General features: G+C 59.8%; 25 protein-coding genes. 14 read left to right on the plus strand and 11 right to left on the minus strand.

The window, feature by feature from the left end; genetic code table 11:
- Positions 1-30 precede the first annotated feature (30 nt).
- The 5 genes from GH769_RS01175 (at position 31) to tldD (ending at position 8,405) form a co-directional block, all read left to right on the plus strand.
- Positions 31-627, plus strand: a complete 597-nt coding sequence (locus GH769_RS01175; protein WP_019816960.1) for a nucleoside triphosphate pyrophosphatase — start codon at positions 31-33, stop codon at positions 625-627.
- Between the two features lie 70 nt (positions 628-697).
- On the plus strand, positions 698-2,155 hold the full coding sequence (gene rng, locus GH769_RS01180) for a ribonuclease G (protein WP_003188562.1): 1,458 nt from the start codon (positions 698-700) through the stop codon (positions 2,153-2,155).
- 78 nt (positions 2,156-2,233) lie between these two features.
- Positions 2,234-6,049, plus strand: a complete 3,816-nt coding sequence (locus GH769_RS01185; RefSeq protein WP_032903374.1) for a YhdP family protein — start codon at positions 2,234-2,236, stop codon at positions 6,047-6,049.
- Positions 6,050-6,097: 48 nt separating this feature from the next.
- Positions 6,098-6,946, plus strand: coding sequence for a carbon-nitrogen hydrolase family protein (locus GH769_RS01190; RefSeq protein ID WP_014716924.1), 849 nt, complete (start codon positions 6,098-6,100; stop codon positions 6,944-6,946).
- Between the two features lie 16 nt (positions 6,947-6,962).
- The gene (gene tldD, locus GH769_RS01195) at positions 6,963-8,405 is read left to right on the plus strand and encodes a metalloprotease TldD (RefSeq protein ID WP_003188566.1); all 1,443 of its coding nucleotides are present in this window, start codon (positions 6,963-6,965) and stop codon (positions 8,403-8,405) included.
- A gap of 45 nt (positions 8,406-8,450) precedes the next feature.
- On the opposite strand, the gene yjgA is transcribed toward tldD, so the two are convergent.
- The gene (yjgA, locus tag GH769_RS01200) at positions 8,451-8,972 is read right to left on the minus strand and encodes a ribosome biogenesis factor YjgA (RefSeq protein ID WP_003188568.1); all 522 of its coding nucleotides are present in this window, start codon (positions 8,970-8,972) and stop codon (positions 8,451-8,453) included.
- 108 nt (positions 8,973-9,080) lie between these two features.
- Here yjgA and pmbA point away from each other — a divergent pair, with 108 nt between their 5' ends.
- The 6 genes from pmbA to GH769_RS01230 all read left to right on the plus strand — a co-directional run bounded on the left by pmbA (position 9,081) and on the right by GH769_RS01230 (position 14,334).
- Complete coding sequence (gene pmbA / locus GH769_RS01205) at positions 9,081-10,427, plus strand: metalloprotease PmbA (RefSeq protein WP_014716925.1); 1,347 nt, start codon at positions 9,081-9,083, stop codon at positions 10,425-10,427.
- A gap of 147 nt (positions 10,428-10,574) precedes the next feature.
- Positions 10,575-10,970: a hypothetical protein gene (locus GH769_RS01210; protein ID WP_003188570.1), complete on the plus strand. Its 396-nt coding sequence runs from the start codon at positions 10,575-10,577 to the stop codon at positions 10,968-10,970.
- Positions 10,963-12,339, plus strand: coding sequence for a lyase family protein (locus tag GH769_RS01215; RefSeq protein WP_032903373.1), 1,377 nt, complete (start codon positions 10,963-10,965; stop codon positions 12,337-12,339). Before GH769_RS01210 ends, GH769_RS01215 begins: the two co-directional genes overlap by 8 nt.
- 27 nt (positions 12,340-12,366) lie before the next feature.
- Positions 12,367-12,795 carry a hypothetical protein gene (locus tag GH769_RS01220; protein ID WP_014716928.1) on the plus strand — a complete coding sequence of 143 codons (429 nt, stop codon included), beginning with the start codon at positions 12,367-12,369 and terminating at the stop codon, positions 12,793-12,795.
- A gap of 1 nt (position 12,796) precedes the next feature.
- Entirely contained in the window at positions 12,797-13,408 is a 612-nt protein-coding gene (locus GH769_RS01225) for a superoxide dismutase (protein ID WP_014716929.1), read from the plus strand.
- Between the two features lie 32 nt (positions 13,409-13,440).
- Positions 13,441-14,334, plus strand: a complete 894-nt coding sequence (locus GH769_RS01230) for a ZIP family metal transporter (RefSeq protein ID WP_032903372.1) — start codon at positions 13,441-13,443, stop codon at positions 14,332-14,334.
- Positions 14,335-14,446: 112 nt separating this feature from the next.
- On the opposite strand, the gene GH769_RS01235 is transcribed toward GH769_RS01230, so the two are convergent.
- From GH769_RS01235 to GH769_RS01280, 10 genes are all read right to left on the minus strand, one after another.
- A complete protein-coding gene (locus GH769_RS01235; protein WP_014716931.1) occupies positions 14,447-14,719 on the minus strand; it encodes an HPr family phosphocarrier protein in 273 nt (90 codons plus the stop codon).
- A gap of 16 nt (positions 14,720-14,735) precedes the next feature.
- Positions 14,736-15,593: an RNase adapter RapZ gene (gene rapZ, locus GH769_RS01240; protein ID WP_019816957.1), complete on the minus strand. Its 858-nt coding sequence runs from the start codon at positions 15,591-15,593 to the stop codon at positions 14,736-14,738.
- 2 nt (positions 15,594-15,595) lie between these two features.
- Positions 15,596-16,060: a PTS IIA-like nitrogen regulatory protein PtsN gene (gene ptsN, locus GH769_RS01245; protein WP_014716933.1), complete on the minus strand. Its 465-nt coding sequence runs from the start codon at positions 16,058-16,060 to the stop codon at positions 15,596-15,598.
- Positions 16,061-16,070: 10 nt separating this feature from the next.
- Entirely contained in the window at positions 16,071-16,376 is a 306-nt protein-coding gene (hpf, locus tag GH769_RS01250) for a ribosome hibernation-promoting factor, HPF/YfiA family (RefSeq protein ID WP_003171804.1), read from the minus strand.
- A gap of 75 nt (positions 16,377-16,451) precedes the next feature.
- Entirely contained in the window at positions 16,452-17,945 is a 1,494-nt protein-coding gene (locus GH769_RS01255) for an RNA polymerase factor sigma-54 (RefSeq protein WP_014716935.1), read from the minus strand.
- A gap of 184 nt (positions 17,946-18,129) precedes the next feature.
- A complete protein-coding gene (gene lptB, locus GH769_RS01260) occupies positions 18,130-18,855 on the minus strand; it encodes an LPS export ABC transporter ATP-binding protein (RefSeq protein WP_003188582.1) in 726 nt (241 codons plus the stop codon).
- The gene (gene lptA, locus GH769_RS01265; protein WP_020301264.1) at positions 18,855-19,388 is read right to left on the minus strand and encodes a lipopolysaccharide transport periplasmic protein LptA; all 534 of its coding nucleotides are present in this window, start codon (positions 19,386-19,388) and stop codon (positions 18,855-18,857) included. The genes lptB and lptA overlap by 1 nt, the downstream gene beginning before the upstream one ends.
- Positions 19,375-19,947 carry an LPS export ABC transporter periplasmic protein LptC gene (gene lptC / locus GH769_RS01270; protein WP_014716937.1) on the minus strand — a complete coding sequence of 191 codons (573 nt, stop codon included), beginning with the start codon at positions 19,945-19,947 and terminating at the stop codon, positions 19,375-19,377. Before lptC ends, lptA begins: the two co-directional genes overlap by 14 nt.
- 8 nt (positions 19,948-19,955) lie before the next feature.
- Complete coding sequence (locus tag GH769_RS01275) at positions 19,956-20,480, minus strand: HAD family hydrolase (protein ID WP_014716938.1); 525 nt, start codon at positions 20,478-20,480, stop codon at positions 19,956-19,958.
- On the minus strand, positions 20,481-21,455 hold the full coding sequence (locus GH769_RS01280) for a KpsF/GutQ family sugar-phosphate isomerase (RefSeq protein ID WP_014716939.1): 975 nt from the start codon (positions 21,453-21,455) through the stop codon (positions 20,481-20,483).
- A gap of 310 nt (positions 21,456-21,765) precedes the next feature.
- Here GH769_RS01280 and GH769_RS01285 point away from each other — a divergent pair, with 310 nt between their 5' ends.
- From GH769_RS01285 to mlaD, 3 genes are read left to right on the plus strand one after another with little or no spacing between them, the layout of a single operon-like run.
- Complete coding sequence (locus tag GH769_RS01285) at positions 21,766-22,575, plus strand: ATP-binding cassette domain-containing protein (protein ID WP_003188590.1); 810 nt, start codon at positions 21,766-21,768, stop codon at positions 22,573-22,575.
- A complete protein-coding gene (mlaE, locus tag GH769_RS01290) occupies positions 22,575-23,372 on the plus strand; it encodes a lipid asymmetry maintenance ABC transporter permease subunit MlaE (protein ID WP_003188592.1) in 798 nt (265 codons plus the stop codon). The genes GH769_RS01285 and mlaE overlap by 1 nt, the downstream gene beginning before the upstream one ends.
- On the plus strand, positions 23,372-23,839 hold the full coding sequence (gene mlaD, locus GH769_RS01295) for an outer membrane lipid asymmetry maintenance protein MlaD (protein ID WP_003188593.1): 468 nt from the start codon (positions 23,372-23,374) through the stop codon (positions 23,837-23,839). The genes mlaE and mlaD overlap by 1 nt, the downstream gene beginning before the upstream one ends.
- Positions 23,840-23,843: the final 4 nt, after the last annotated feature.

A 23,843-nucleotide genomic window follows, 5' to 3' on the forward strand; every position in this document is an offset into this window, starting at 1 on the left:
GGTTATCGAACTCAACAGGGAGAGGCTGCAATGAATTCGCTTTACCTGGCCTCGGGCTCCCCGCGGCGACGTGAGCTGTTGACCCAGATCGGTGTGCCCTTCACCGTGGTCAGCGCCGCTATTGATGAAACCCCTCTTGCCAACGAGCCTGCCGTTGCCTATGTCGAGCGCCTTGCGCGCGGCAAGGCGACGGCGGGTTTTATTGCGCTTGGCCATACCTTGGGCGCCTGTGTATTGGGAGCCGATACGGCTGTGATCGTGGATGGCCAGATCCTGGGCAAGCCCGTTGACCAGGCCGATGCGCTGGCGATGCTGATGGCACTTTCCGGTCGAGAACATGAAGTGCTCACCGCCATTGCCCTGACTGACGGCCAGCGTTGCGAAACCCGATGTGTAAGCAGTCGTGTACGTTTTCGCGAGGTTTCTGTTCAGGAGGCTACCGCCTACTGGCACAGTGGTGAACCGCAGGACAAGGCCGGCGGCTATGCTATCCAGGGGTTGGGTTCGGTGTTCGTTGCCGGGCTCAATGGCAGTTATTCCGCGGTGGTGGGCCTGCCTGTGTGCGAAACCGCGCAACTCCTGGCGCAATTCGGCATACCCTGTTGGCAAAACCTTACCGTGTGCTGAACGCCGTATTCCAGCGCCAAGCCTTAAGCGACCGGTCACTATTGTGAAAACGCCTGAACGAGACCCAGCCATGAGTGAAGAGATTCTGATCAATATCACGCCGATGGAATCGCGCGTGGCGGTGGTAGAGAACGGTGTTCTGCAAGAAGTGCATGTCGAACGCACCCAAAAGCGCGGGATCGTCGGCAATATCTACAAAGGCAAGGTGGTGCGTGTATTGCCGGGCATGCAGGCGGCCTTCGTCGACATCGGCCTGGACCGTGCAGCGTTTATCCATGCCTCGGAAATTTCCCTGCGCGAGGGCCCTGCGGTGGAAAGCATCAGCGCTCTGGTGCACGAGGGCCAGAGCCTGGTGGTGCAAGTCACCAAGGACCCTATCGGTTCCAAGGGCGCCCGCTTGACCACCCAGTTGTCGATTCCCTCGCGCTACCTGGTGTACATGCCGCGCACTGCCCATGTGGGCATTTCCCTGAAGATCGAAGATGAAGCCGAGCGCGAGCGCCTGAAGAAGGTGGTCAGCGACTGCGTCGCCGCCGAGGGCATCAAGGAAGCGGGTGGGTTTATCCTGCGCACCGCCGCAGAAGGCGCTGGCGCTGACGAGATCCTCATGGATATTCGCTACCTGCGGCGCCTGTGGGATCAGATCGACGCGCAGATCAAGACCATCGGCGCGCCCAGCGTCATCTATGAAGACCTTGGCCTGGCGCTGCGCACGCTGCGCGACCTGGTCAGCCCGAAGATCGAGAAAATTCGCATCGACTCGCGGGAAACCTTCCAGCGCACCACGCAATTTGTCGCTGAGTTGATGCCAGAAATCGCCGATCGCCTGGAACACTACCCCGGCGAGCGGCCGATATTCGACCTGTATGGCGTCGAAGACGAAATCCAGAAAGCCCTGGAACGCAAGGTGCCACTCAAGTCCGGCGGCTACCTGGTGGTAGACCCGGCAGAAGCCATGACCACCATCGACGTCAATACCGGCGCATTCGTGGGCCATCGCAACCTTGAAGAGACCATCTTCAAGACCAATCTCGAGGCGGCTACCGCTATTGCCCGCCAACTGCGCCTGCGCAACCTGGGCGGCATCATCATCATCGACTTCATCGACATGGAAGATGAAGAGCACCAGCGCCAGGTGCTGCGTACGCTTGAGAAGCAACTGGAGCGCGATCACGCCAAGACCAACATCATCGGCATCACCGAGTTGGGCCTGGTGCAGATGACTCGCAAGCGCACGCGTGAAAGCCTGGAACAGGTCCTGTGCGAGCCGTGCAGCAGTTGCCAAGGGCGCGGCAAACTGAAGACCCCGGAAACGGTTTGCTACGAGATTTTCCGCGAGATCCTGCGGGAGGCACGCGCCTATCAGGCCGAAGGTTATAGAGTACTTGCCAATCAGAAAGTGGTGGATCGCCTGCTGGACGAAGAGTCCGGTAACGTCGCCGAACTGGAAAGTTTTATCGGTCGCACGATTCGCTTCCAGGTCGAAACCATGTATTCCCAGGAACAATACGACGTGGTCTTGCTCTGATCCCCAACTGTGCACTTTCTTCGAGACCGGCAGACCTTGATCTGCGGTCCGCTAACTGTTTTTTGAGGGTCGCCTGACATGGAGCGTCTGATACGCTTTTTTGCCGCTTTGACCCGTTGGGGCCTGGGCCTGTGTGCGTTGTCGCTGGTATTGGCGGCGGTGTATGTGAGCCTGGGGCGCGAACTCACCCCGCTGGTGGCTGAATACCGCGCCGAAGTCGAGGCCAAGGCCCAGGCTGCGCTGGATACGCCGCTGCATATCGGTAGTCTTGAAGGCCGTTGGAGCGGGTTTGCCCCGGTATTGCTGGCCCACGACGTCATGGTCGGCGAGGGCAGCAGTGCCTTGCGCCTGGACCAGGTGGAAGTGGTGCCGGATATGTGGGCCAGCCTGATGGCCCGTGAAGTGCGTATCGCCCATCTGCAAGTCAGTGGCTTGCAACTGAGTGTCAAGGAGGACCAGGACGGCCGCTGGACCCTGCAAGGCTTGCCGGTGCAGGACGACCAGCCGTTGGACCCGCAACAACTGCTGACGCGCATGCAAATGGTCAAGCGCGTGTCGGTGCTGGACAGCCAGGTGACCCTGCAACCCTTCGACCAGGCGCCAGTGACCGTGACCTATGTGGGCCTGAGCCTGCATACCGGCATGAGCCAGCAGCGTCTGGATGCTCGCCTGACATTGCCCGATGGCCAACCGTTGGCGGTCAGCCTGCGCAGCCGCATTCGCGCCAGTCAGTGGAAAGACGCTGAGGTCGATGCCTACCTGAGCCTGCCGCAAAGCGACTGGGCCAAGTGGATTCCCGCCAGGCTGACCCAGCAATGGAAGCTGACGCAATTGAAGGCCGGCGGTGAGTTTTGGCTCAGTTGGGCCAAAGGCACGGTGCAAAGCGCGGCGGTACGCCTCAATTCGCCCCAAGTGAAGGGCAGCTACGCCGACCGTAAGCCGGTGCACCTTGAAAACCTGGCCCTGACCGCCTACCTGCAACGCAGTGACACTGGCCTCAAGGTGCTGTTTGATTCCCTGGCGATGAACATTGGCGAAACCCGCTGGGAATCGCGCCTGCAATTGCAGCAAAACCTGGCGACCGACAAAGAACAGGAGGTGTGGAAATTGCAGGCCGACCGTCTCGACCTGGCCCCCATTACCCCGCTGCTCAACGCCTTGGCGCCGCTGCCGGACGGTTTCGCCAAGGCCGTCGAACACCTCAAAGCCACTGGCCTGTTACGCAATGTGCTGGTGGACTTCCGACCGCAAGACACCACCGACCGAAAACTCAGTTTTGCCGCCAACCTGGAACGTGTCGGCTTCGATGCCTACTTTGGCGCGCCAGCCGCACGCAATGTGTCCGGCAGCATCAGTGGCGACCTGGGCCAGGGCGAGTTGCGCATGGACAGCAAGGACTTTTCCTTGCATCTGTATCCGATCTTCGCCAAGCCGTGGCAGTACATCCAGGCCAATGCACGCCTGACCTGGAAGCTGGACAAGCAAGGCTTCACCCTGATCGCCCCATATATCAAGGTACTGGGCGAGGAAGGCAAGGTGGCGGCGGACTTCCTGATTCGCCTGCATTTCGACCACAGCCAGGAAGACTACATGGACCTGCGGGTCGGCATGGTCGATGGCGATGGCCGTTTCACCCCCAAGTACCTGCCCGCCGTGTTGAGCCCGGCGCTGGATGAGTGGTTGCGCACGGCGATCCTCAAGGGCGCGGTGGACGAAGGCTTCTTCCAGTACCAGGGTTCGCTCAGCCACAATGCACTGCCCGCGTCGCGCAATATCAGCCTGTTCTTCAAGGTGCATGATGCCGAACTCGCCTTCCAGCCGGGCTGGCCGCACGTGAACAAGGTCAATGGCGAAGTGTTTGTCGAGGAGAGCGGCGTACGCATTCTGGCGAGCAAGGGCCAATTGCTCGACACCCAGGTCAAGGATGTCTACGTCAATATCCCCCACGCCCCAGCGGGCGGGGACAGTCATCTGCTGCTCACGGGCGGGTTCTCCGGCGGTTTGGGCGACGGCCTCAAGATCCTTCAAGAAGCCCCGATTGGCACGGCGTCTACGTTCGCTGGCTGGAAAGGCGAGGGCGACCTGCAAGGTAGCCTGGACCTGGACGTACCGCTGGCCAAAGGCACTGAGCCCAAGATCGTGGTGGACTTCAAGACCGACAAAGCGCGCCTGCAATTGGCGGAACCGCCGCTGGACCTGACCCAGCTCAAGGGTGATTTTCGCTTCGACAGCGCCAAGGGCCTGAGCGGGCAGAAGATCTCGGCCCAGGCGTTCGACCGCCCCATCACGGCGCAGATCTTTGCCGAAGGCAAACCGGGCAATATCAGCACGCGGGTGACTGCCAATGGCCAGGTCACCGTCAAGCGCCTTACGGACTGGTTGAAAATCAGCCAGCCGTTGCCGGTCTCCGGCGATATTCCCTACCAGTTGCAAGTGATCCTCGACGGCGCGGACAGCCAGTTGATGGTCAATTCCAACCTCAAGGGTGTCGCGGTGGACCTGCCGGCACCGTTCGGCATGCCGGCCAGCCAGGGACGTGACAGCACCTTCCGCATGACTTTGCAGGGCGCTGAACGCCGTTACTGGTTTGATTACGGCGAGCTGGCTAACTTCACCTTTGCTGCGCCGCCGGACAAGTTCAATGATGGCCGCGGCGAACTGTTCCTCGGCGATGGTGATGCCGTGCTGCCCGGTGCCAAGGGCCTGCGCATTCGTGGCGTGCTGTCGGAACTGGATATCGATCCCTGGAAGAAACTTGTGGATCGCTACGCGGGCAATGATCCAGGTGGCAATGCCAAGCAACTGCTCAGCGGTGCGGACTTCAAAGTGGGCAAGCTGACCGGGTTTGGTACCCAGTTTGACCAGGTCAGCTTGCAGCTCGATCGCAAACCAGCGGCCTGGGGCCTGCAACTCGATAGCCAGCAAGCCAAGGGCGCGGTGAACCTGCCGGACGCCAAAGGCGCGCCGATTGCGGTCAACCTCAAGTATGTGAAATTGCCTGCGCCAGACCCGACCGCGCAGGCGGACGAAAACGCGCCGGACCCGCTGGCCGATATCGACCCCAAGAGCATTCCGGCACTGGATATTGCCGTCGACCAGCTGTTCCAGGGCTCGGACCTGATCGGGGCCTGGTCGCTGAGAATCCGCCCGACCGCCAAGGGCCTGGCCTTCAATAACCTCGACCTTGGCCTCAAGGGCATGCTGCTCAAGGGCGCTGGGGGTTGGGAAGGTGCGCCAGGCGCCAGCAGCAGTTGGTACAAGGGCCGCCTCGATGGGCGCAACATTGCCGACGTGCTCAAGGGCTGGGGTTTTGCGCCTACGGTGACCAGCGAAGACTTTCATCTGGACGTCGATGGCCGCTGGCCGGGCTCGCCGGCCTGGGTCGGGCCCAAGCGGTTTTCCGGCAGCCTGGATGCCGCGTTCCGTAAAGGTCAGTTCGTCGAAGTGGAGGGCGGGGCCCAGGCATTGCGAGTGTTTGGCCTGCTTAACTTCAACTCCATTGGCCGGCGTTTGCGTTTGGACTTTTCCGACTTGTTCGGCAAGGGCTTGAGCTACGACAGGGTCAAGGGCTTGTTGGCCGCCAGTAATGGCGTGTTCGTGACCCGCGAGCCCATCACCATGACCGGGCCTTCCACCAATCTGGAGCTTAACGGCACCCTGGATCTGGTTGCCGATCGCGTCGACGCCAAATTGCTGGTCACCTTGCCTGTGACCAACAACCTGCCGATTGCGGCGCTGATTGTCGGTGCGCCGGCCATTGGTGGTGCGCTGTTTTTGATCGACAAGCTGATCGGTGACCGGGTTTCGCGCTTCGCCAGTGTGCAATACAAGGTGCAAGGCCCCTGGAAGGATCCAAAAATCACCTTCGACAAGCCATTTGAAAAGCCAAACTGAGAGCCTGTGGAGTAGCATGGCCCCATGCCCTGTATGGAGTGTCGGCCCATGTCCTTTGCGGTAATTCAAATGGTCAGCCAGAGTGACGTGCTGGCCAACCTCGCCCAGGCGCGTCGCCTGCTGGAGCAGGCGGCGGCCGATGGCGCGAAACTCGCGGTGCTGCCAGAGAATTTCGCCGCCATGGGGCGCCGCGATGTGGCCGACATTGGCCGCGCCGAGGCGTTGGGGCAAGGCCCTGTGCTGCCCTGGTTGAAACAGGCCGCCCGCGACCTCACCTTATGGATAGTGGCCGGCACCTTGCCGCTGCCACCCAAGGACCAGCCCCACGCCAAACCCAATGCTTGCTCGCTGCTGATCAACGATCAGGGTGAAATAGTCGCTCGCTACGACAAACTCCACCTGTTTGATGTGGACGTAGCGGATGCTCGCGGTCGTTATCGCGAATCTGACGACTATGCTTTCGGTAACCAGGTGGTGGTGGCGGATACGCCGGTGGGCCGTGTGGGGTTAACGGTGTGTTACGACCTGCGTTTCCCCGAACTGTACAGCGAGTTACGTGCGGCGGGGGCTGAACTGATTACCGCGCCCTCGGCCTTCACGGCAGTGACAGGGGCTGCGCATTGGGATGTGCTGATTCGCGCACGTGCCATCGAAACCCAGTGCTACCTGCTGGCAGCCGCCCAGGGCGGTGTGCACCCAGGCCCACGGGAAACCTTTGGCCACGCGGCGATTGTCGACCCTTGGGGCCGAGTGCTGGCGCAACAGGATCAAGGCGAGGCGGTGTTACTGGCCGAACGCGATAGCAGTGAACAGGCGTCGATACGGGCGCGCATGCCGGTGGCCAATCACCGGCGCTTTTTCTCGCAGGGCGCGCAGCGGCCTGCTTCAGAACGATGAATTTAAGGCCAAACCTATGAGCGAGTTGTTGTCCTCAGTCAGTGATCACCTCCTGGCACCCGGTGGCGTGACCATCGAAAGCCTGCAAACCGTGCTCGGCGATCTGGCCGGGCCGGGTATCGATGCGGCTGACCTGTATTTCCAGGGGCAGATTTCCGAGTCCTGGGCGCTGGAAGATGGGATCGTCAAGGAAGGCAGTTTCAACCTTGACCAGGGCGTAGGCGTTCGCGCGCAATCGGGTGAGAAAACCGGCTTTGCCTACAGCAATGCGATCACCCTGGAGGCCCTGGGCCTGGCGGCGCGTGCCGCCCGTTCGATTTCCCGTGCCGGGCAGAATGGCACGGTGCAGGCGTTCAGTACCCAGGACGTGGCGCAGTTGTATGCGCCGGATAACCCCTTGGAAGTGATCAGCCGTGCGGAAAAGGTCGAGCTGCTCAAGCGAATCGACGCAGCCACCCGCGCCTTGGACCCGCGTATCCAGCAAGTGACCGTGAGCATGGCGGGCGTGTGGGAGCGCATCCTCGTGGCGTCCACAGACGGTGGGCTGGCGGCGGATGTACGGCCGCTGGTGCGTTTCAATGTGAGTGTGATCGTCGAACAGAACGGGCGCCGCGAGCGCGGAGGGCATGGCGGCGGCGGGCGCACCGACTACCGTTATTTCCTCGCTGACGACCGTGCCATGGGCTATGCCCGTGAGGCGCTGCGCCAGGCATTGGTCAACCTGGAAGCGATTCCGGCACCCGCCGGCACCTTGCCGGTGGTGCTGGGCTCGGGTTGGTCTGGCGTGTTGCTCCACGAAGCCGTGGGCCATGGCCTGGAAGGCGATTTCAACCGCAAGGGCAGTTCCGCCTACAGTGGGCGCATGGGCGAAATGGTTGCGTCCAAGCTGTGCACCATTGTCGATGACGGCACCCTGGCCGGCCGCCGTGGTTCGCTAAGTGTCGATGACGAAGGCACGCCGACCGAATGCACCACCCTGATCGAGAACGGCGTGCTCAAGGGCTACATGCAAGACAAGCTCAACGCGCGCCTGATGGGCGTGGCGCGCACCGGTAATGGTCGTCGTGAATCCTATGCGCATCTACCAATGCCGCGCATGACCAACACCTACATGCTCGGTGGCCAAAGCGATCCGGCAGAAATCATTGCCTCGGTAAAACGCGGTATCTACTGCGCCAACCTCGGCGGCGGCCAGGTGGACATCACCAGCGGCAAGTTCGTGTTCTCCACCAGCGAGGCGTACCTGATCGAAGACGGCAAGATTACCGCGCCGGTCAAAGGGGCGACGCTGATTGGTAACGGCCCGGAAGCCATGAGCAAGGTGTCGATGGTCGGTAACGACCTGTCGCTGGACAGCGGGGTGGGCACGTGCGGCAAGGATGGGCAGTCGGTGCCGGTAGGTGTCGGCCAGCCAACCTTGAAAATTGATGCGATCACCGTGGGTGGTACGGGATCGTAGGAACGCAAGCTTCGGGTGGCGAAGACCGCCACCCGGGGAAGAGGATCAGCGCAGGCCGCGTTGAGTCTCGTCCAGCTCACGGATGTATTTGAAGATTTTACGGCTGGTGGCCGGCGCCTTGTTATGCGCCAGCTCGTGCTGGGCCTGACGGATCAGGGAGCGCAATTGCTGGCGGTCCGCGTCCGGGTAGTCCAGTACGAATTTCTCCAGCACCGCGTCATCGCCCGAGATCAGGCGGTCACGCCAACGTTCCAGGTTGTGGAAGCGTTCGTTGTACTGGCGAGTGGAGGCATCGGTTTGATCGAGCAAAGTCAGAATGGCGTCAATGTCTTGGTCGCGCATCAGTTTGCCGATAAACGAGATGTGCCGTTTACGCGCAATATTCGCGGTGTGCTTGGGCGCATCGGCCAGGGCCCGACGCATTTCGTCGGTCAGTGGCAGTTTGGCAACCAAATCTTTTTTGAGCGTTGTAAGGCGCTCGCCAAGGTCAACCAGAGCATGCAGCTCACGTTTGACCTGGGTTTTGCTTTTCTCCCCATCGAGGGAGTCGTCGTAAGAATCAACCATGGTGGCAGTCCGCAAAGAAACGCCGCCATGATAACCAGTCGGGGGCCGCTTGTCCGGCCCGGTCGCTCGATGGCCATTACCGAAAGCAGAATTTGAGTGGAGAAAACCATGAGTGCAGCCCAAAGCGTCGGTCCACAAGCGTTACCGGCCCTGCAGGAACAAGTCGAGCAGATCCTTGCCGAAGCCAAGCGCCAGGGGGCCAGCGCCTGTGAAGTGGCGGTGTCGCTGGAGCAAGGGTTGTCGACTTCGGTGCGCCAGCGGGAAGTGGAAACGGTTGAATTCAATCGCGACCAAGGGTTTGGCATTACCTTGTATGCGGGCCAGCGAAAAGGCTCGGCCAGCACTTCCGCCAGTGGCCCTGAGGCGATTCGCGAGACCGTCGCCGCAGCACTGGCGATTGCCAAGCACACCTCCGAGGATGAAAGCTCGGGCCTGGCCGACAAGGCGTTGATGGCCAAGGATGTGCAGGATTTTGACCTGTTCCACGCCTGGGATATCACGCCTGAGCAAGCCATCGAGCTGGCGCTGACCTGCGAAGCGGCAGCCTTCGATGCCGATGCCCGCATCAAGAATGCGGACGGCACCACCTTGAGTACCCATCAGGGTTGCCGCGTCTACGGCAACAGCCATGGCTTTATCGGTGGCTATGCGTCCACGCGTCACAGCCTCAGTTGCGTGATGATCGCCGAAGCCAACGGGCAGATGCAGCGTGATTACTGGTATGACGTAAACCGCCAAGGCGATTTACTGGCAGACCCTGCAAGCATTGGCCTGCGTGCGGCGCAACGGGCTGCGAGCCGCCTGGGCGCGCGCCCGGTGCCGACCTGCGAAGTGCCTGTGCTGTTTTCCGCAGAGCTGGCCGGTGGTTTATTCGGCAGCTTCCTCGGCGCGATTTCCGGTGGCAACCTGTATCGCAAGTCTTCGTTCCTGGAAGGCGCCATCGGCCAGAAGCTGTTCCCTGAGTGGCTGACCATCGACGAGCGCCCGCATCTGATGCGCGCGATGGGCAGTTCGTCGTTCGACGGCGATGGCCTGGCGACCTATGCCAAGCCGTTTGTCGAGCAAGGTGAGCTGGTGTCCTATGTGCTGGGCACTTATGCCGGTCGCAAGCTGGGCCTGCCAAGCACCGCTAACGCAGGCGGCGTGCATAACCTGTTCGTGACCCACGGTGATGAAGACCAGGCGGCGTTGTTGCGGCGGATGGGGCGTGGGTTGCTGGTGACTGAATTGATGGGCCATGGCCTGAACATGGTCACCGGTGACTACTCGCGTGGTGCGGCGGGCTTCTGGGTGGAGAATGGCGAGATTCAGTTCGCCGTCCAGGAAGTGACCATCGCGGGCAATATGCGCGATATGTTCAAGCAGATCGTTGCCGTGGGTAACGACCTTGAACTGCGCAGCAATATCCGCACGGGTTCGGTGCTTATTGAACGCATGACGGTCGCTGGCAGCTAATCCCTCCCGCACGTTCTGAAAGGCGCGCCATCGCAAAGATGGCGCGCCTTTTTTATTGCGCCTCTTTTGACAGGATTAATGGGCCACTCTTGTTTTGATTCTCAATATCATTTAATAATAAATATCATTACCGAATGAGTGTGTCTCATGAGTTCTGTCTTGCATGAGGATCCCTATCTGGAAAGCTGGCGTTGGATGAGCCGCCAGATTCGCTGTGGCCTGGATCCCAATGAACCCCGCCTGATTGAGCATTACCTGAACGAAGGTCGGTACCTGGCGTGTTGCACCGCAACCCATCCGTGGACCATCGCTGAAACCTCATTTCGTTTGTTGATCGACACCGCCGCTGATGTCGCCTTGCCCTGGCATTGGCGCTCCCTGTGCCTGGACCAGGCCTGGCGACCACTGCGCGACCTGGAAAAACTCTCCCACTGTGCCTGCCGCCTCAAGCGCTGGCAGACCTTTGCCTGGCAATTGGCGAGCTGCGAATTACTGCCTTCGATTTCCGTTTCTGACTTGGTGCAAGGATCTAATGATGAGTAACACCCGTATCGAACGCGACAGCATGGGCGAACTGCATGTGCCGCAAGAAGCTTTGTATGGCGCACAAACACAGCGTGCGGTGAACAACTTTCCGATCAGTCATCAACCCATGCCGGCGCAATTCATCCGCGCGCTGATCCTGGCCAAGACAGCCGCGGCCAAGGTCAACGTCGACCTCAAGCAAATCAGCGAAGGGCAGGGCAAGGCTATTGTCGATGCTGCCCAAGGATTGCTGGAAGGCGACTACATGCAGCACTTCCCGGTGGATATCTTCCAGACCGGCTCCGGCACCAGCTCCAACATGAACGCCAATGAAGTGATCGCGACCCTTGCCAGCCGTTTGCTGGGCGAGGCGGTCAACCCCAACGATCATGTGAATTGCGGCCAGAGCAGCAACGACATCATCCCCACCACCATCCACGTCAGTGCCGCGTTGGTGCTGCACGAGCAAACGTTGCCGGCCCTGCTGCATCTGGTGCAAGTCATCGAGCGAAAAGCCGAGGCGGTTCACCCGTTCATCAAGACCGGCCGCACGCATTTGATGGACGCCATGCCGGTGCGCATGAGCCAGGTGTTGAACGGCTGGGCGCAGCAGCTCAAGGCCAATATCGGTCACTTGCAGGACCTGCTACCGGCGCTGCAAGCATTGGCTCAGGGCGGCACGGCGGTTGGCACCGGGATCAACGCACACCCCGAGTTTGCCGGGCGTTTCAGCCAGCAACTGAGCCTGTTGACCGGAGTGAAGTTCACACCCGGCAAGAACCTGTTTGCGCTGATTGGCTCCCAGGACACCGCCGTTGCGGTCTCTGGTCAGTTGAAAGCCACGGCGGTGTCGCTGATGAAGATCGCCAATGACCTGCGCTGGATGAACTCCGGGCCATTGGCCGGCCTGGGTGAAATCGAACTGGAGGCGCTGCAGCCGGGCTCGTCGATCATGCCGGGCAAGGTCAACCCGGTCATCCCGGAAGCGACCGCCATGGTGGCCGCCCAGGTCATCGGCAATGACACAGTGATCACGGTGGCCGGCCAGTCGGGCAATTTCGAGCTGAATGTGATGCTGCCGATCATTGCCCAAAACCTGCTCAGCAGCCTGGAGTTGCTGGCCAATGCCAGCCGGTTGCTGGCGGACAAGGCCATTGCCAGCTTCAAGGTCAACGAACCCAAGCTCAAGGAAGCGCTGTCACGCAATCCGATCCTGGTCACCGCACTTAACCCGATCATCGGCTACCAGAAAGCCGCTGAAATCGCCAAGAAGGCGTATCAGCAAGGCCGCCCGGTGATCGATGTCGCCCTCGAACACACCGACCTGCCGCGCAGCCAACTGGAAGTCCTGCTGGACCCGGAAAAGCTCACCGCTGGCGGCGTGTAATCAACGACCCTGCCCTGGAGGCTCACCATGGAGCACTGGAAACGCACGATCGAACGGGCCAATCGCTGCTTTATGGCAGGCGAGTTGGTTGACGCTCGCGAGGCCTATCTGCAAGCCCTGGCCCTGGCCCAAGTGTTGTTCGAACGCTGGGCGGATGCTGACGAAGCGGTGGCGGCTTGCGTCATTTCCCATCACAACCTGGCGGACCTGCACTTGCGCCTGAACCAGCCTGAGGAAAGCGCGGAATACCTCTGCGCTATCCATCAGCGCCTCTTACAGACCATGCAGAACCCGCGACTCAGCCCGTCACTGCGCGAGGCCGCGCTGCGCCAAAGCAGCAAGACCTACGTCGAGCTGCTGAATTTCATCAGCGATCACGGCGAATACCCACGCACTCATCGGCTGCTGGGCAGTGCTGCGACGCCAACGTCCACGTCCCACTATGGAGCACATTGATATGACCTATACCTTGCCGGCCTTGCCTTACGCCTACGACGCCCTCGAGCCGCATATCGACGCGCAAACCATGGAAATTCACTACACCAAGCACCACCAGACCTACATCAATAACCTCAATGCTGCGGTCGAGGGGACTGAGTTCGCCGGCTGGCCGGTGGAGAAGCTGGTGTCCAGCGTCCAAACATTGCCGGAGAAATTACGCGCTGCTGTGGTCAACCAAGGAGGCGGGCATGCGAACCACTCGTTGTTCTGGGCAGTCATGTCACCGACAGGGGGCGGCAAACCCGAGGGCGCGCTGGGCAAGGCTATCGACGAGCAATTGGGTGGTTTCGACAGCTTCAAGGAGGCGTTCACCAAGGCGGCCTTGACGCGATTCGGCAGCGGTTGGGCCTGGCTGAGCGTTACGCCACAAAAAACGCTGGTGGTGGAAAGCAGCGGCAACCAGGACAGCCCGCTGATGAGCGGCAATACGCCGGTGCTGGGCCTGGACGTCTGGGAGCACGCTTACTACCTGCAATATCAAAACCGACGACCGGAGTACATCAATGCATTCTATAGCGTCATCAACTGGCCGGAGGTTGCCGCGCGCTATCAGGCCGCTTTGGCCTGACATTCACTCCATAACAAGATCTAAGGCCGACTATGGGCACTCAAACACTGGCGATCGGTAGCGTGCGAATGTTTCGTTATGCGTTTGGCACGCTGCTGCTATTGGCAGGTACTGCGTTATTGGTGGCCCATGGGCTGGCCTGGTTGAACCTGGAACCGCGCATACTGCGTGCTTTGCAGGGTGGGGCGATCTGCGCGCTTGGCACGGCGCTGGGCGCGGTGCCGGTGTTGGTGATTCGGCGCATGCCGATGGCGCTTAGCGACACCCTGCTGGGCTTTGGTGCCGGTGTGATGCTGGCGGCGACTGAGTTTTCTCTGGTGGTACCGGGCATCGCCGCCGCCGAAAGCCTGGGACTTTCACCTTGGGGCGCCAGTGGCTTGATCAGCTTCGGCATCATGCTCGGGGCGTTCGGCCTGTACCTCGTAGACCGCAAGGTTTCTGGCGCCAGCCCGGAAATGCTGGTGGGTACACCGGATAAACCGGTTATCCCGCCGCGTATTTGGTTGTTCGTGTTTGCCATCATTGCGCACAACATTCCGGAAGGCATGGCTGTGGGGGTTTCTGCGGGCGGAGGCATGGCGGATGCCGACAGCCTCGCCATGGGCATTGCCCTGCAGGATGTGCCTGAAGGGCTGGTGATTGCGCTGGTATTGGCTGGGGCGGGAATGTCGCGGATCAAAGCCTTTTTGATTGGCGCTGCATCAGGCTTGGTTGAGCCGGTATTTGCGGTGCTCTGTGCATGGCTGGTGAGCCTTGCCGAAGTGTTGTTGCCGCTGGGTTTGGCGTTGGCCGCCGGGGCAATGTTGCTGGTCGTGACTCATGAAGTCATCCCCGAGTCGCGCCGCAATGGCCATGAAAATCTCGCCAGCCTTGGGCTGTGCCTCGGGTTTTGCCTGATGATGGTGATGGATACGGCGTTAGGCTGAGGGTGGTTCCCTGTAGGAGGGAGCCTGCTCGCAAAAAAACTGAGAGCACTGCGTTAACCAGGATGCCCGCGTTATCGTTGACGTTTTTCGCGAGCAAGCTCCTACAGTAGGGTTATTCGCCTTCGTCGAAGTAGTTGTTGATCAACGCGACCAGTGCGGCCATTGCTTCGTCTTCTTGCTCGCCTTCGGTGCGCAGATGGATTTTGGTGCCTTTGCCGGCCGCCAACATCATCATCGCCATGATGCTTTTGCCATCGACCATGGACTCTGGCGTACGCCCAGCACGGATCTGGCAGGGGAACTGCCCGGCCACGCCGACGAATTTAGCCGACGCCCGGGCGTGCAAGCCCAGCTTGTTGATGATTTCAATTTCCAGAGCAGGCATCGCGCAGGTGTTCCTTTCAACTCAGGTCGCGGTGGCGAACCTGGACGTTCTTGAGGGTTTGTTGCAGCACCTGGCCCAGCCGTTCAGTCAAATAGACCGAGCGGTGGTGGCCGCCGGTGCAGCCAATGGCAATGGTGACATAGGCTCGATTGCTGGCGGCAAAGCGCGGCAACCATTTGAGCAGGTAGCTGGAGATGTCCTGGAACATCTCTTCCACATCCGGTTGTGCGGCCAGGTAGTCGATCACAGGCTGATCCAGCCCGGACTGATCGCGCAACTCCGGCTTCCAGTAAGGGTTGGGCAGGCAGCGCACATCGAACACTAGGTCGGCATCTACCGGCATGCCGCGCTTGAAGCCAAATGACTCGACCAGAAACGCCGTCCCCGGCTCAGGCTGGTTCAGCAGGCGCAGCTTGATCGCGTCGCGCAACTGATACAGGTTCAGATTGGTGGTGTTGATCTTCAGGTCGGCCAGGTCAATGATCGGCCCGAGCAGCTTGGTCTCGTCCTCGATGGCTTCGGCCAGGGAGCGGTTGGCGCTGCTGAGGGGGTGGCGTCGACGGGTTTCGGAGAACCGCTTGAGCAAGGTCTCTTCGTCGGCATCCAGGTACAGCACATCGCAATGAATGTGCTTGGCACGCACTTCTTCCAACAGTTCCGGGAACCGCGAGAGGTGGCTAGGCAGGTTGCGCGCATCAATCGAGACCGCCACCAGCGGCTGCGCCAATTCGGTATGGATCAGTGCGCGTTCCGCCAGCTCTGGCAGCAGGCCGGCGGGCAGGTTGTCGATGCAATAGAAGCCGTTGTCCTCAAGCACATTGAGGGCGGTGCTCTTACCCGAGCCGGAGCGACCGCTGACGATGATCAAACGCATGATTACTGCCCGTTTTGTTCATCCAGGACAACTTGGTACAACGCTTCATTGCTGGAGGCGCTGCGCAGTTTGTCGCGTACATCCTTGCGGTCCAGCATGCTGGCGATCTGCCGGAGCAGTTCCAGGTGCGCATCGGTGGCGGCTTCCGGGACCAGCAGCACGAAGAGCAGGTCGACCGGGGCGCCGTCGATGGCGTCGAAATCAATGGGGTGATCCAAGTGCAGCAAGGCGCTCACAGGTGTTTCACAGCCTTTGAGGCGGCAGTGCGGAATGGCGATGCCGTTGCCAAAACCGGTGGAACCGAGTTTTTCACGGGCAATCAACGCTTCGAAGACATCTTGCATCTCCAGATCCGGCACTTCGCGTGCGATCAGGTTGGCAATTTGTTCGAGGGCTTTTTTCTTGCTGCCGCCCGGCACGTTCACGAGGGAACGGCCGGGGGTCAGGATGGTTTCAAGTCGGATCATGGGGGGAGAGTTAACGACCTGTACCTTGCATCAGGTGCAGATTCTTTTCCTTATGCTTTATGAGTTGGCGGTCGAGCTTGTCGTAGAGGGAGTCAATGGCCGCGTACATATCTTCATGTTCCGCATTGGCGACGAGCTTGGCATTCGGTACGTGCAGGGTGGCCTCGATTTTCTGCTTGAGCTTATCGACCTCCATGATGACCTGCACGTTGGTGATCTTGTCAAAATGCCCCGCAAGCTTGTTCAGTTTGCTCTCGGTGTATTCACGCAGGGGCTTGGTGACTTCCAGCTGGTGTCCACTGATGTTGACTTGCATACAGCTTCTCCTTCGTTGCCAGTGCATAAAGCGGTGGGCAGGAATACCCACCACTGGAACGCTGTGGCCCGCCCGTCACATCAAACGCTTACGCTCGCTGGATGGCGCGATCCCTAGGGACTCGCGGTACTTGGCGACGGTTCGACGGGCGACCTGAATGCCTTGTGCCTCCAGTAAACCAGCGATCTTGCTGTCACTCAACGGCTTTTTCTGATTTTCAGCGGCAACCAGTTTTTTGATGATCGCGCGGATCGCCGTGGACGAGCATTCACCGCCTTCAGAGGTGCTGACGTGGCTGGAGAAAAAGTATTTCAGCTCATAAATACCCCGTGGGGTATGCATGAATTTCTGCGTGGTCACCCGGGAAATCGTCGATTCATGCATGCCGACGGCTTCGGCGATGTCGTGCAGCACGAGAGGCTTCATGGCCTCGTCGCCGTACTCCAGAAAACCGCGCTGGTGTTCGACGATCTGGGTTGCGACTTTCATCAGGGTTTCGTTGCGGCTTTGCAGGCTCTTGATGAACCACCGCGCTTCCTGCAACTGGTTGCGCATGAAGGTGTTATCGGCGCTGGTGTCGGCGCGGCGCACAAAACCTGCGTATTGCGGGTTGACCCGCAGGCGCGGTACCGACTCCTGGTTCAGCTCCACCAGCCAACGTTCGTTGTCCTTGCGCACGATGACGTCGGGCACTACGTATTCGGCTTCGCTGGATTCGATCTGCGAGCCTGGGCGCGGGTTGAGGCTTTGCACTAGCTCGATGACCTGGCGCAAGTCATCTTCCTTGAGCTTCATACGGCGCATCAGTTGGCTGTAGTCGCGACTGCCCAGCAGGTCGATGTAGTCACTGACCAGGCGTTGCGCTTCGGTGAGCCATGGGGTCTTGGCCGGCAATTGGCGCAGTTGCAGCAACAGGCACTCGCTGAGTGTGCGGGCACCAATGCCGGCGGGCTCGAATTGCTGGATGCGGTGCAGGACGGCTTCGATTTCGTCCAGTTCGATATCCAGTTCCGGGTCGAAGGCCTCAAGGATCTCCTCGAGGGTTTCGTCCAGGTAGCCCTGGTTGTTGATGCAGTCGATCAGGGTGACCGCGATCAGGCGATCGGTATCGGACATCGGCGCCAGGTTCAGTTGCCACAACAGGTGGCTCTGCAGGCTCTCGCCCACCGACGTACGGGTGGTGAAGTCCCACTCGTCATCATCGTTGCTCGGCAGGCTGCTGGCGCTGGTCTGGTAGACGTCTTCCCACGCGGTGTCCACGGGAAGCTCGTTGGGAATGCGTTCGTTCCAGTCGCCTTCCTCCAGGTTGTCCACCGTCGGGGCGGTTTCCTGATAGGAGGGTTCCTGCACGTCGGGATTGGGTTTTTGCTCGATGTTGTCGGCCAGCGGGTCTGCATTATCGAAGTCGTCGCCTTCTTCCTGGCGTTCGAGCATCGGATTGGACTCCAGGGCCTCCTGGATTTCCTGTTGCAGGTCCAGGGTCGACAATTGGAGCAGGCGGATGGCCTGTTGCAGCTGCGGTGTCATCGTCAGCTGCTGGCCCATTCTCAGGACTAGCGATGGTTTCATGGCAGGGGCTTAACACCTTATTCGCCGGCGCAATGCGCCATCCACGACAGGGCGCGTGAGCGCCAAACATAAGCAAATTATATGCCTGATCTCGGGGCCTTTGCCTAGAGCGCGGTAACAATAAAAAAACCGAGGTTTCCATTGACTCCCGCGCGCTCCAGGGAAAAGCGCGATACCCCTGTGTTTACAGGCGGAACTCGTGACCCAGGTACACTTCCTTCACCAGCTCGTTAGCCAGGATAGTCTCGGCATCGCCTTCGGCAATCAGCTGACCATCGTTGACGATATACGCTGTTTCGCAGATATCGAGGGTTTCGCGCACGTTGTGGTCGGTGATCAGCACGCCAATGCCCTTGGCCTTGAGGTGATGGATGATCTGCTTGATGTCACCCACCGAAATCGGGTCGACACCGGCAAAGGGTTCATCCAGCAGGATGAATTTCGGCGCGGTCGCCAGGGCGCGGGCGATTTCCACGCGGCGGCGCTCACCACCGGACAGGCTCATGCCGAGGTTGTCGCGAATATGGTTGATGTGGAATTCCTGCAGCAGGCTTTCCAGCTCCTGGCGGCGGCCATCGCGATCGAGTTCCTTGCGGGTCTCGAGAATCGCCATGATGTTATCGGCTACCGACAGTTTGCGGAAGATCGACGCTTCCTGGGGAAGATAGCCAATACCTGCCCGTGCACGACCGTGCATGGGTTGATGGCTGACATCCAGGTCGTCGATCAATACACGACCCTGGTCTGCCTGGACCAGCCCGACGATCATATAGAAGCAAGTGGTTTTGCCGGCACCGTTGGGGCCGAGCAAACCGACGATCTGGCCGCTGTCGATCGACAGGCTGACGTCGCGTACCACCTGGCGGCTTTTATAGGCCTTGGCCAGATGCTGGGCTTTCAGGGTTGCCATTACTCGGCCTTCTTCTTCGGCTGGATAACCATGTCGATGCGCGGGCGCGGTGCAGTGACCTTGGAGCCGTTGGCGCGACCGGCGTTGGCGATCTGCTTGACGGTGTCATAGGTGATCTTTTCACCTTCGGTCGAGTTGCCGTCTGGGCTCAGTACCTTGGCCTGGTCGATCAACACGATACGATTCTGCTGGGCGTGATACTGGATAGTCTTGCCGTAGCCTTTCATCGGGCCGGTGTCGGTAGCGGACTGCTTCTGCTCGAAATAAGCCAGGTTGCCCACCGACGTCACCACGTCAATGTCGCCTGTCTGGGTGCGCGTCAGAGTCACCGTGTTGCCGGTGATCTTCATCGAGCCCTGGGTGATGATCACGCCGCCTGTATAGGTGGCAACACCTTTCTTGTCATCGAGCTGTGCATCGTCAGCCGAAATATGGATCGGTTGCTGGCTATCGTTCGGCAGAGCCCAGGCGCTCACGCTTCCCAGTGCTGCGCCCAGACCGAGCAAAATAGGGAGGGTTTTAACGAGCCTCATACTGTCCTCTTACGTTCGATAGCAGGTGTATCCTGCTTTCTTTCAAATACGCTTTCATTCCCTTGCCAGTCGATACACCGCCAGCGCCGTCGATTCTAACGTCTTGCTCGGTCTGCGCATATTGCTTCTGTGGGAATACGGTCATGCGACTGCTGGTAATGATGGTGTCGCGGTTCTGCGCGTCTGTACGTGCGACGCGAACCGAGTCGATCAGTTCAACTTCGGTGCCATCCGGGTTGACCTCGCCACGCTTGCTGGTGACGTGCCAGGGAAATTCGGTGCCGCGATACAGGTTCAGGTCCGGATTGGTCAGCAGGCTGACTTCGGAAGCCTTCAAGTGCTCGACCTTGTCCGATGTCATCTCATACTGCACCTTGCCGTCAGGCAGGTACTGAATGCTGTAGGCATTGGTGGCGTAATAGTCGATAAGACCTTCGTCAACCTGCGCAACAGGCTTGTCGAGGAAGCGCTCCGGGCTGATATTCCAGTAGCCCACCGCCAGGAGCAGCGCGGCGATGACCCCGAATAACAGGAAGTTGCGAATCTTTTTGCTCAGCATATAACGCTCTATAGGTAGGCGGCGTGGGCCGCTTCAAGGCTGCCCTGGGCACGCAGGATCAACTCGCAGAACTCGCGGGCGGCACCTTCGCCGCCACGGGCGGTGGTGATGCCATGGGCGTGTTCGCGGACAAACGCCGCGGCATTCGCGACGGCCATGCCCAGGCCCACCCGGCGAATCACCGGCAGGTCTGGCAGGTCGTCGCCCAGATAGGCGACCTGTTCATAGCTTAGGTTGAGTTGGCCAAGAAGCTCGTCCAGCACCACCAGTTTATCCTCGCGGCCCTGATACAGGTGAGGAATACCGAGGTTTTGTGCGCGGCGTTCCACAACCGGTGTTTTTCGACCGCTGATAATTGCGGTTTGCACGCCCGCTGCCATCAGCATTTTGATGCCTTGGCCATCGAGGGTGTTGAAGGTCTTGAATTCGCTGCCGTCTTCGAGGAAGTACAGGCGGCCATCCGTCAGCACGCCGTCAACGTCGAAAATCGCCAGTTTGATGTTTTTACCGCGTTGCATCAGGTCGCTGATCATTTACATCACTCCTGCGCGCAGCAAGTCGCCTAGGTTTAGGGCCCCGATCGGCCGATCATCGTGGTCGACCACGATCAGTGCGCCTATCCGGTGGTCTTCCATGATTTTCAACGCTTCAGCCGCGAGCATTTCGGCGCGGGCGGTCTTGCCGTGAGGGGTCATCACGGCGTCGATGGTCGCGGTATGGATATCAATGGTGCGGTCAAGGGTACGACGCAGGTCGCCGTCGGTGAATATCCCGGCCAGCCGGCCATCGGTTTCGACGATGGCGGTCATGCCCAAGCCCTTGCGGGTCATTTCCATCAGCGCATCCCGAAGCAGAGTGCCGCGTGGAACGCTCGGCAGCTCGGCGCCGCGATGCATGACATTTTCCACTTTCAGCAGCAGGCGACGGCCCAGTGCGCCACCCGGATGTGAAAATGCGAAGTCCTCGGCCGTAAACCCGCGAGCCTCCAGCAATGCCACCGCCAGGGCATCGCCCATTACCAGCGCGGCGGTGGTGGAGGAGGTGGGCGCCAGATTCAGTGGGCAGGCTTCGTGGGTCACGTGCACGTTCAGGTTGACGTCGGCAGCCTTGGCCAACGTTGACTCAGGGTTACCTGTGAGGCTGATCATCTGGATGCCCAGGCGCTTGATCAGCGGCAACAGGGTCACGATTTCGTTGGTGGTGCCGGAGTTGGACAGCGCCAAAATCACGTCATCCTTGGTGATCATGCCCATGTCGCCGTGGCTGGCTTCGGCCGGGTGCACGAAAAACGCAGTGGTCCCCGTGCTCGCCAAGGTCGCCGCGATCTTGTTGCCAATGTGGCCGGACTTGCCCATGCCGACCACCACAACGCGGCCCTTGCTGGCCAGAATCATCTCGCAGGCGCGCACGAAATCCGCGTCGATATGCGCCAGCAAGCCCTCTACGGCTTCAAGCTCAAGGCGTATGGTGCGTTGTGCGGATTGAATAAGGTCGCTGGATTGGCTCATGTCTGAAATCGTATAGCCTGACGAAAAGTCGGCGATTATAGCGGTAATGATCGATTCCCTCACGCAAGTTCGTCAGGCTTTGTGCGCGGGATAACTGAAAACCACCGTGGGCAACATAGCAAGCAACGTTTTTTCCCTGTCTCAAATCTGAACCAGCGCTGTTCCGGCCTTGGGCGCTCTGTACCAGCAGTGATATAGTTCGCCGCCAGTTCGGTCCGCCCAACCCATGTGCTCAACTATTGCGCATCTGTTGAAAACCAAAGTCGCACACATGGTGTCTGAGTGAAAGGCTGCATCCCAAGGAGATTAGATGAGTGCCGATAACGCCTACGCGGTCGAGCTGAAGGGTCTTACCTTCAAGCGCGGGACGCGCAGCATCTTCAATAACGTCGATATTCGCATTCCTCGCGGCAAGGTCACGGGCATCATGGGGCCTTCCGGTTGCGGCAAGACCACCCTGTTGCGCCTGATGGGCATGCAATTGCGCCCCAGTGCCGGGGAAGTGTGGGTCAACGGCCAGAACCTGCCGACGCTGTCACGCAGCGATCTGTTCGATGCGCGCAAGCATATGGGCGTGCTATTCCAGAGCGGCGCGCTGTTTACCGACCTCGATGTGTTCGAAAACGTGGCCTTCCCGCTGCGGGTGCACACCCAGCTGTCCGATGAAATGATTCGTGACATCGTGTTGCTGAAGCTGCAGGCCGTAGGCCTTCGCGGCGCCATCGACCTGATGCCGGACGAGTTGTCCGGTGGCATGAAGCGCCGTGTCGCCCTGGCGCGGGCCATTGCCCTCGACCCACAGATCCTCATGTATGACGAGCCATTCGTGGGGCAGGACCCGATCGCCATGGGCGTGTTGGTGCGCCTGATCCGCCTGCTCAACGATGCACTGGGAATCACCAGTATCGTGGTCTCCCACGACCTGGCCGAAACCGCGAGCATTGCCGACTATCTGTATGTAGTCGGTGATGGCCAGGTGCTGGGGCAGGGTACGCCTGAAGAGTTGATGAACGCCGATAACCCGCGCATTCGCCAATTCATGACCGGCAACCCCGATGGCCCGGTGCCTTTTCACTTTCCGGCGGCGGACTACCGCTCAGATCTTCTGGGGAAGCGCTGATGCGCAAGACATCTCTTATCGAGAAGGTTCGCCTTTTCGGTCGTTCGGGCATCGACATCGTCGAAGTGCTGGGGCGTTCGACCATTTTCCTGTTTCACGCCTTGCTGGGGCGCGGCGGCATCGGCGGCGGCTTTGGCCTGCTGGTCAAGCAACTGCACTCGGTGGGGGTGATGTCCCTGGTGATCATCGTGGTCTCCGGCGTGTTCATCGGCATGGTGCTGGCCCTGCAGGGTTTCAATATCCTGTCCAGCTACGGCTCGGAGCAGGCGGTAGGGCAGATGGTGGCCCTGACCCTGTTGCGTGAGCTTGGCCCGGTGGTCACCGCCTTGTTGTTCGCTGGGCGTGCGGGCTCGGCGTTGACCGCTGAAATCGGCAATATGAAGTCCACCGAGCAGCTGTCCAGCCTGGAAATGATCGGCGTGGACCCGCTCAAGTACATCGTTGCCCCGCGCCTGTGGGCCGGCTTCATTTCCCTGCCACTGCTGGCAATGATCTTCAGCGTGGTGGGTATCTGGGGTGGTTCGTGGGTGGCGGTTGACTGGCTGGGGGTCTACGACGGCTCCTACTGGGCCAACATGCAAAACAGCGTGACCTTCACCGGTGACGTGCTCAACGGCATTATAAAGAGCATCGTCTTTGCCTTTGTGGTGACCTGGATTGCCGTATTCCAAGGCTATGACTGTGAGCCCACTTCAGAGGGGATCAGCCGTGCCACCACCAAGACCGTTGTGTACGCCTCGTTGGCGGTACTGGGCCTTGACTTCATTTTGACCGCCTTGATGTTTGGAGATTTCTGATGCAAAACCGCACTGTGGAAATCGGTGTCGGCCTTTTCTTGCTGGCTGGCATCCTGGCTTTACTGTTGTTGGCCCTGCGAGTCAGCGGCCTGTCGGCCAGCCCTACCGCCGATACCTATAAACTTTACGCGTACTTCGACAATATCGCCGGTTTGACGGTCAGATCCAAAGTGACCATGGCCGGTGTCACCATCGGCAAAGTCACGGCAATCGATCTGGATCGCGACAGCTTTACCGGTCGGGTGACGATGCAACTGGACAAGAAGGTAGATAATCTGCCAACTGACTCCACGGCATCTATCCTCACTGCGGGTTTGCTGGGCGAGAAGTACATCGGGGTCAGCGTGGGCGGGGAAACAGCCCTGCTCAAGGATGGTTCGACCATCCACGACACACAGTCGTCGCTGGTGCTTGAAGACCTGATCGGAAAATTTTTGCTCAATACGGTCAATAAAGACGCCAAATGAGGAA

This window comes from Pseudomonas sp. CFSAN084952 (assembly GCF_009648855.1).
GTDB classification, from domain to species: domain Bacteria; phylum Pseudomonadota; class Gammaproteobacteria; order Pseudomonadales; family Pseudomonadaceae; genus Aquipseudomonas; species Aquipseudomonas paracarnis.

Coding starts and splice junctions, on each gene's coding strand:
- GH769_RS01175 (WP_019816960.1), top strand. CDS start 31: ATGAATTCGCTTTACCTGGCCTCGGGCTCCCCGCGGCGACGTGAGCTG.
- rng (WP_003188562.1), top strand. CDS start 698: ATGAGTGAAGAGATTCTGATCAATATCACGCCGATGGAATCGCGCGTG.
- GH769_RS01185 (WP_032903374.1), top strand. CDS start 2,234: ATGGAGCGTCTGATACGCTTTTTTGCCGCTTTGACCCGTTGGGGCCTG.
- GH769_RS01190 (WP_014716924.1), top strand. CDS start 6,098: ATGTCCTTTGCGGTAATTCAAATGGTCAGCCAGAGTGACGTGCTGGCC.
- tldD (WP_003188566.1), top strand. CDS start 6,963: ATGAGCGAGTTGTTGTCCTCAGTCAGTGATCACCTCCTGGCACCCGGT.
- yjgA (WP_003188568.1), bottom strand. CDS start 8,972: ATGGTTGATTCTTACGACGACTCCCTCGATGGGGAGAAAAGCAAAACC.
- pmbA (WP_014716925.1), top strand. CDS start 9,081: ATGAGTGCAGCCCAAAGCGTCGGTCCACAAGCGTTACCGGCCCTGCAG.
- GH769_RS01210 (WP_003188570.1), top strand. CDS start 10,575: ATGAGTTCTGTCTTGCATGAGGATCCCTATCTGGAAAGCTGGCGTTGG.
- GH769_RS01215 (WP_032903373.1), top strand. CDS start 10,963: ATGAGTAACACCCGTATCGAACGCGACAGCATGGGCGAACTGCATGTG.
- GH769_RS01220 (WP_014716928.1), top strand. CDS start 12,367: ATGGAGCACTGGAAACGCACGATCGAACGGGCCAATCGCTGCTTTATG.
- GH769_RS01225 (WP_014716929.1), top strand. CDS start 12,797: ATGACCTATACCTTGCCGGCCTTGCCTTACGCCTACGACGCCCTCGAG.
- GH769_RS01230 (WP_032903372.1), top strand. CDS start 13,441: ATGGGCACTCAAACACTGGCGATCGGTAGCGTGCGAATGTTTCGTTAT.
- GH769_RS01235 (WP_014716931.1), bottom strand. CDS start 14,719: ATGCCTGCTCTGGAAATTGAAATCATCAACAAGCTGGGCTTGCACGCC.
- rapZ (WP_019816957.1), bottom strand. CDS start 15,593: ATGCGTTTGATCATCGTCAGCGGTCGCTCCGGCTCGGGTAAGAGCACC.
- ptsN (WP_014716933.1), bottom strand. CDS start 16,060: ATGATCCGACTTGAAACCATCCTGACCCCCGGCCGTTCCCTCGTGAAC.
- hpf (WP_003171804.1), bottom strand. CDS start 16,376: ATGCAAGTCAACATCAGTGGACACCAGCTGGAAGTCACCAAGCCCCTG.
- GH769_RS01255 (WP_014716935.1), bottom strand. CDS start 17,945: ATGAAACCATCGCTAGTCCTGAGAATGGGCCAGCAGCTGACGATGACA.
- lptB (WP_003188582.1), bottom strand. CDS start 18,855: ATGGCAACCCTGAAAGCCCAGCATCTGGCCAAGGCCTATAAAAGCCGC.
- lptA (WP_020301264.1), bottom strand. CDS start 19,388: ATGAGGCTCGTTAAAACCCTCCCTATTTTGCTCGGTCTGGGCGCAGCA.
- lptC (WP_014716937.1), bottom strand. CDS start 19,947: ATGCTGAGCAAAAAGATTCGCAACTTCCTGTTATTCGGGGTCATCGCC.
- GH769_RS01275 (WP_014716938.1), bottom strand. CDS start 20,480: ATGATCAGCGACCTGATGCAACGCGGTAAAAACATCAAACTGGCGATT.
- GH769_RS01280 (WP_014716939.1), bottom strand. CDS start 21,455: ATGAGCCAATCCAGCGACCTTATTCAATCCGCACAACGCACCATACGC.
- GH769_RS01285 (WP_003188590.1), top strand. CDS start 21,766: ATGAGTGCCGATAACGCCTACGCGGTCGAGCTGAAGGGTCTTACCTTC.
- mlaE (WP_003188592.1), top strand. CDS start 22,575: ATGCGCAAGACATCTCTTATCGAGAAGGTTCGCCTTTTCGGTCGTTCG.
- mlaD (WP_003188593.1), top strand. CDS start 23,372: ATGCAAAACCGCACTGTGGAAATCGGTGTCGGCCTTTTCTTGCTGGCT.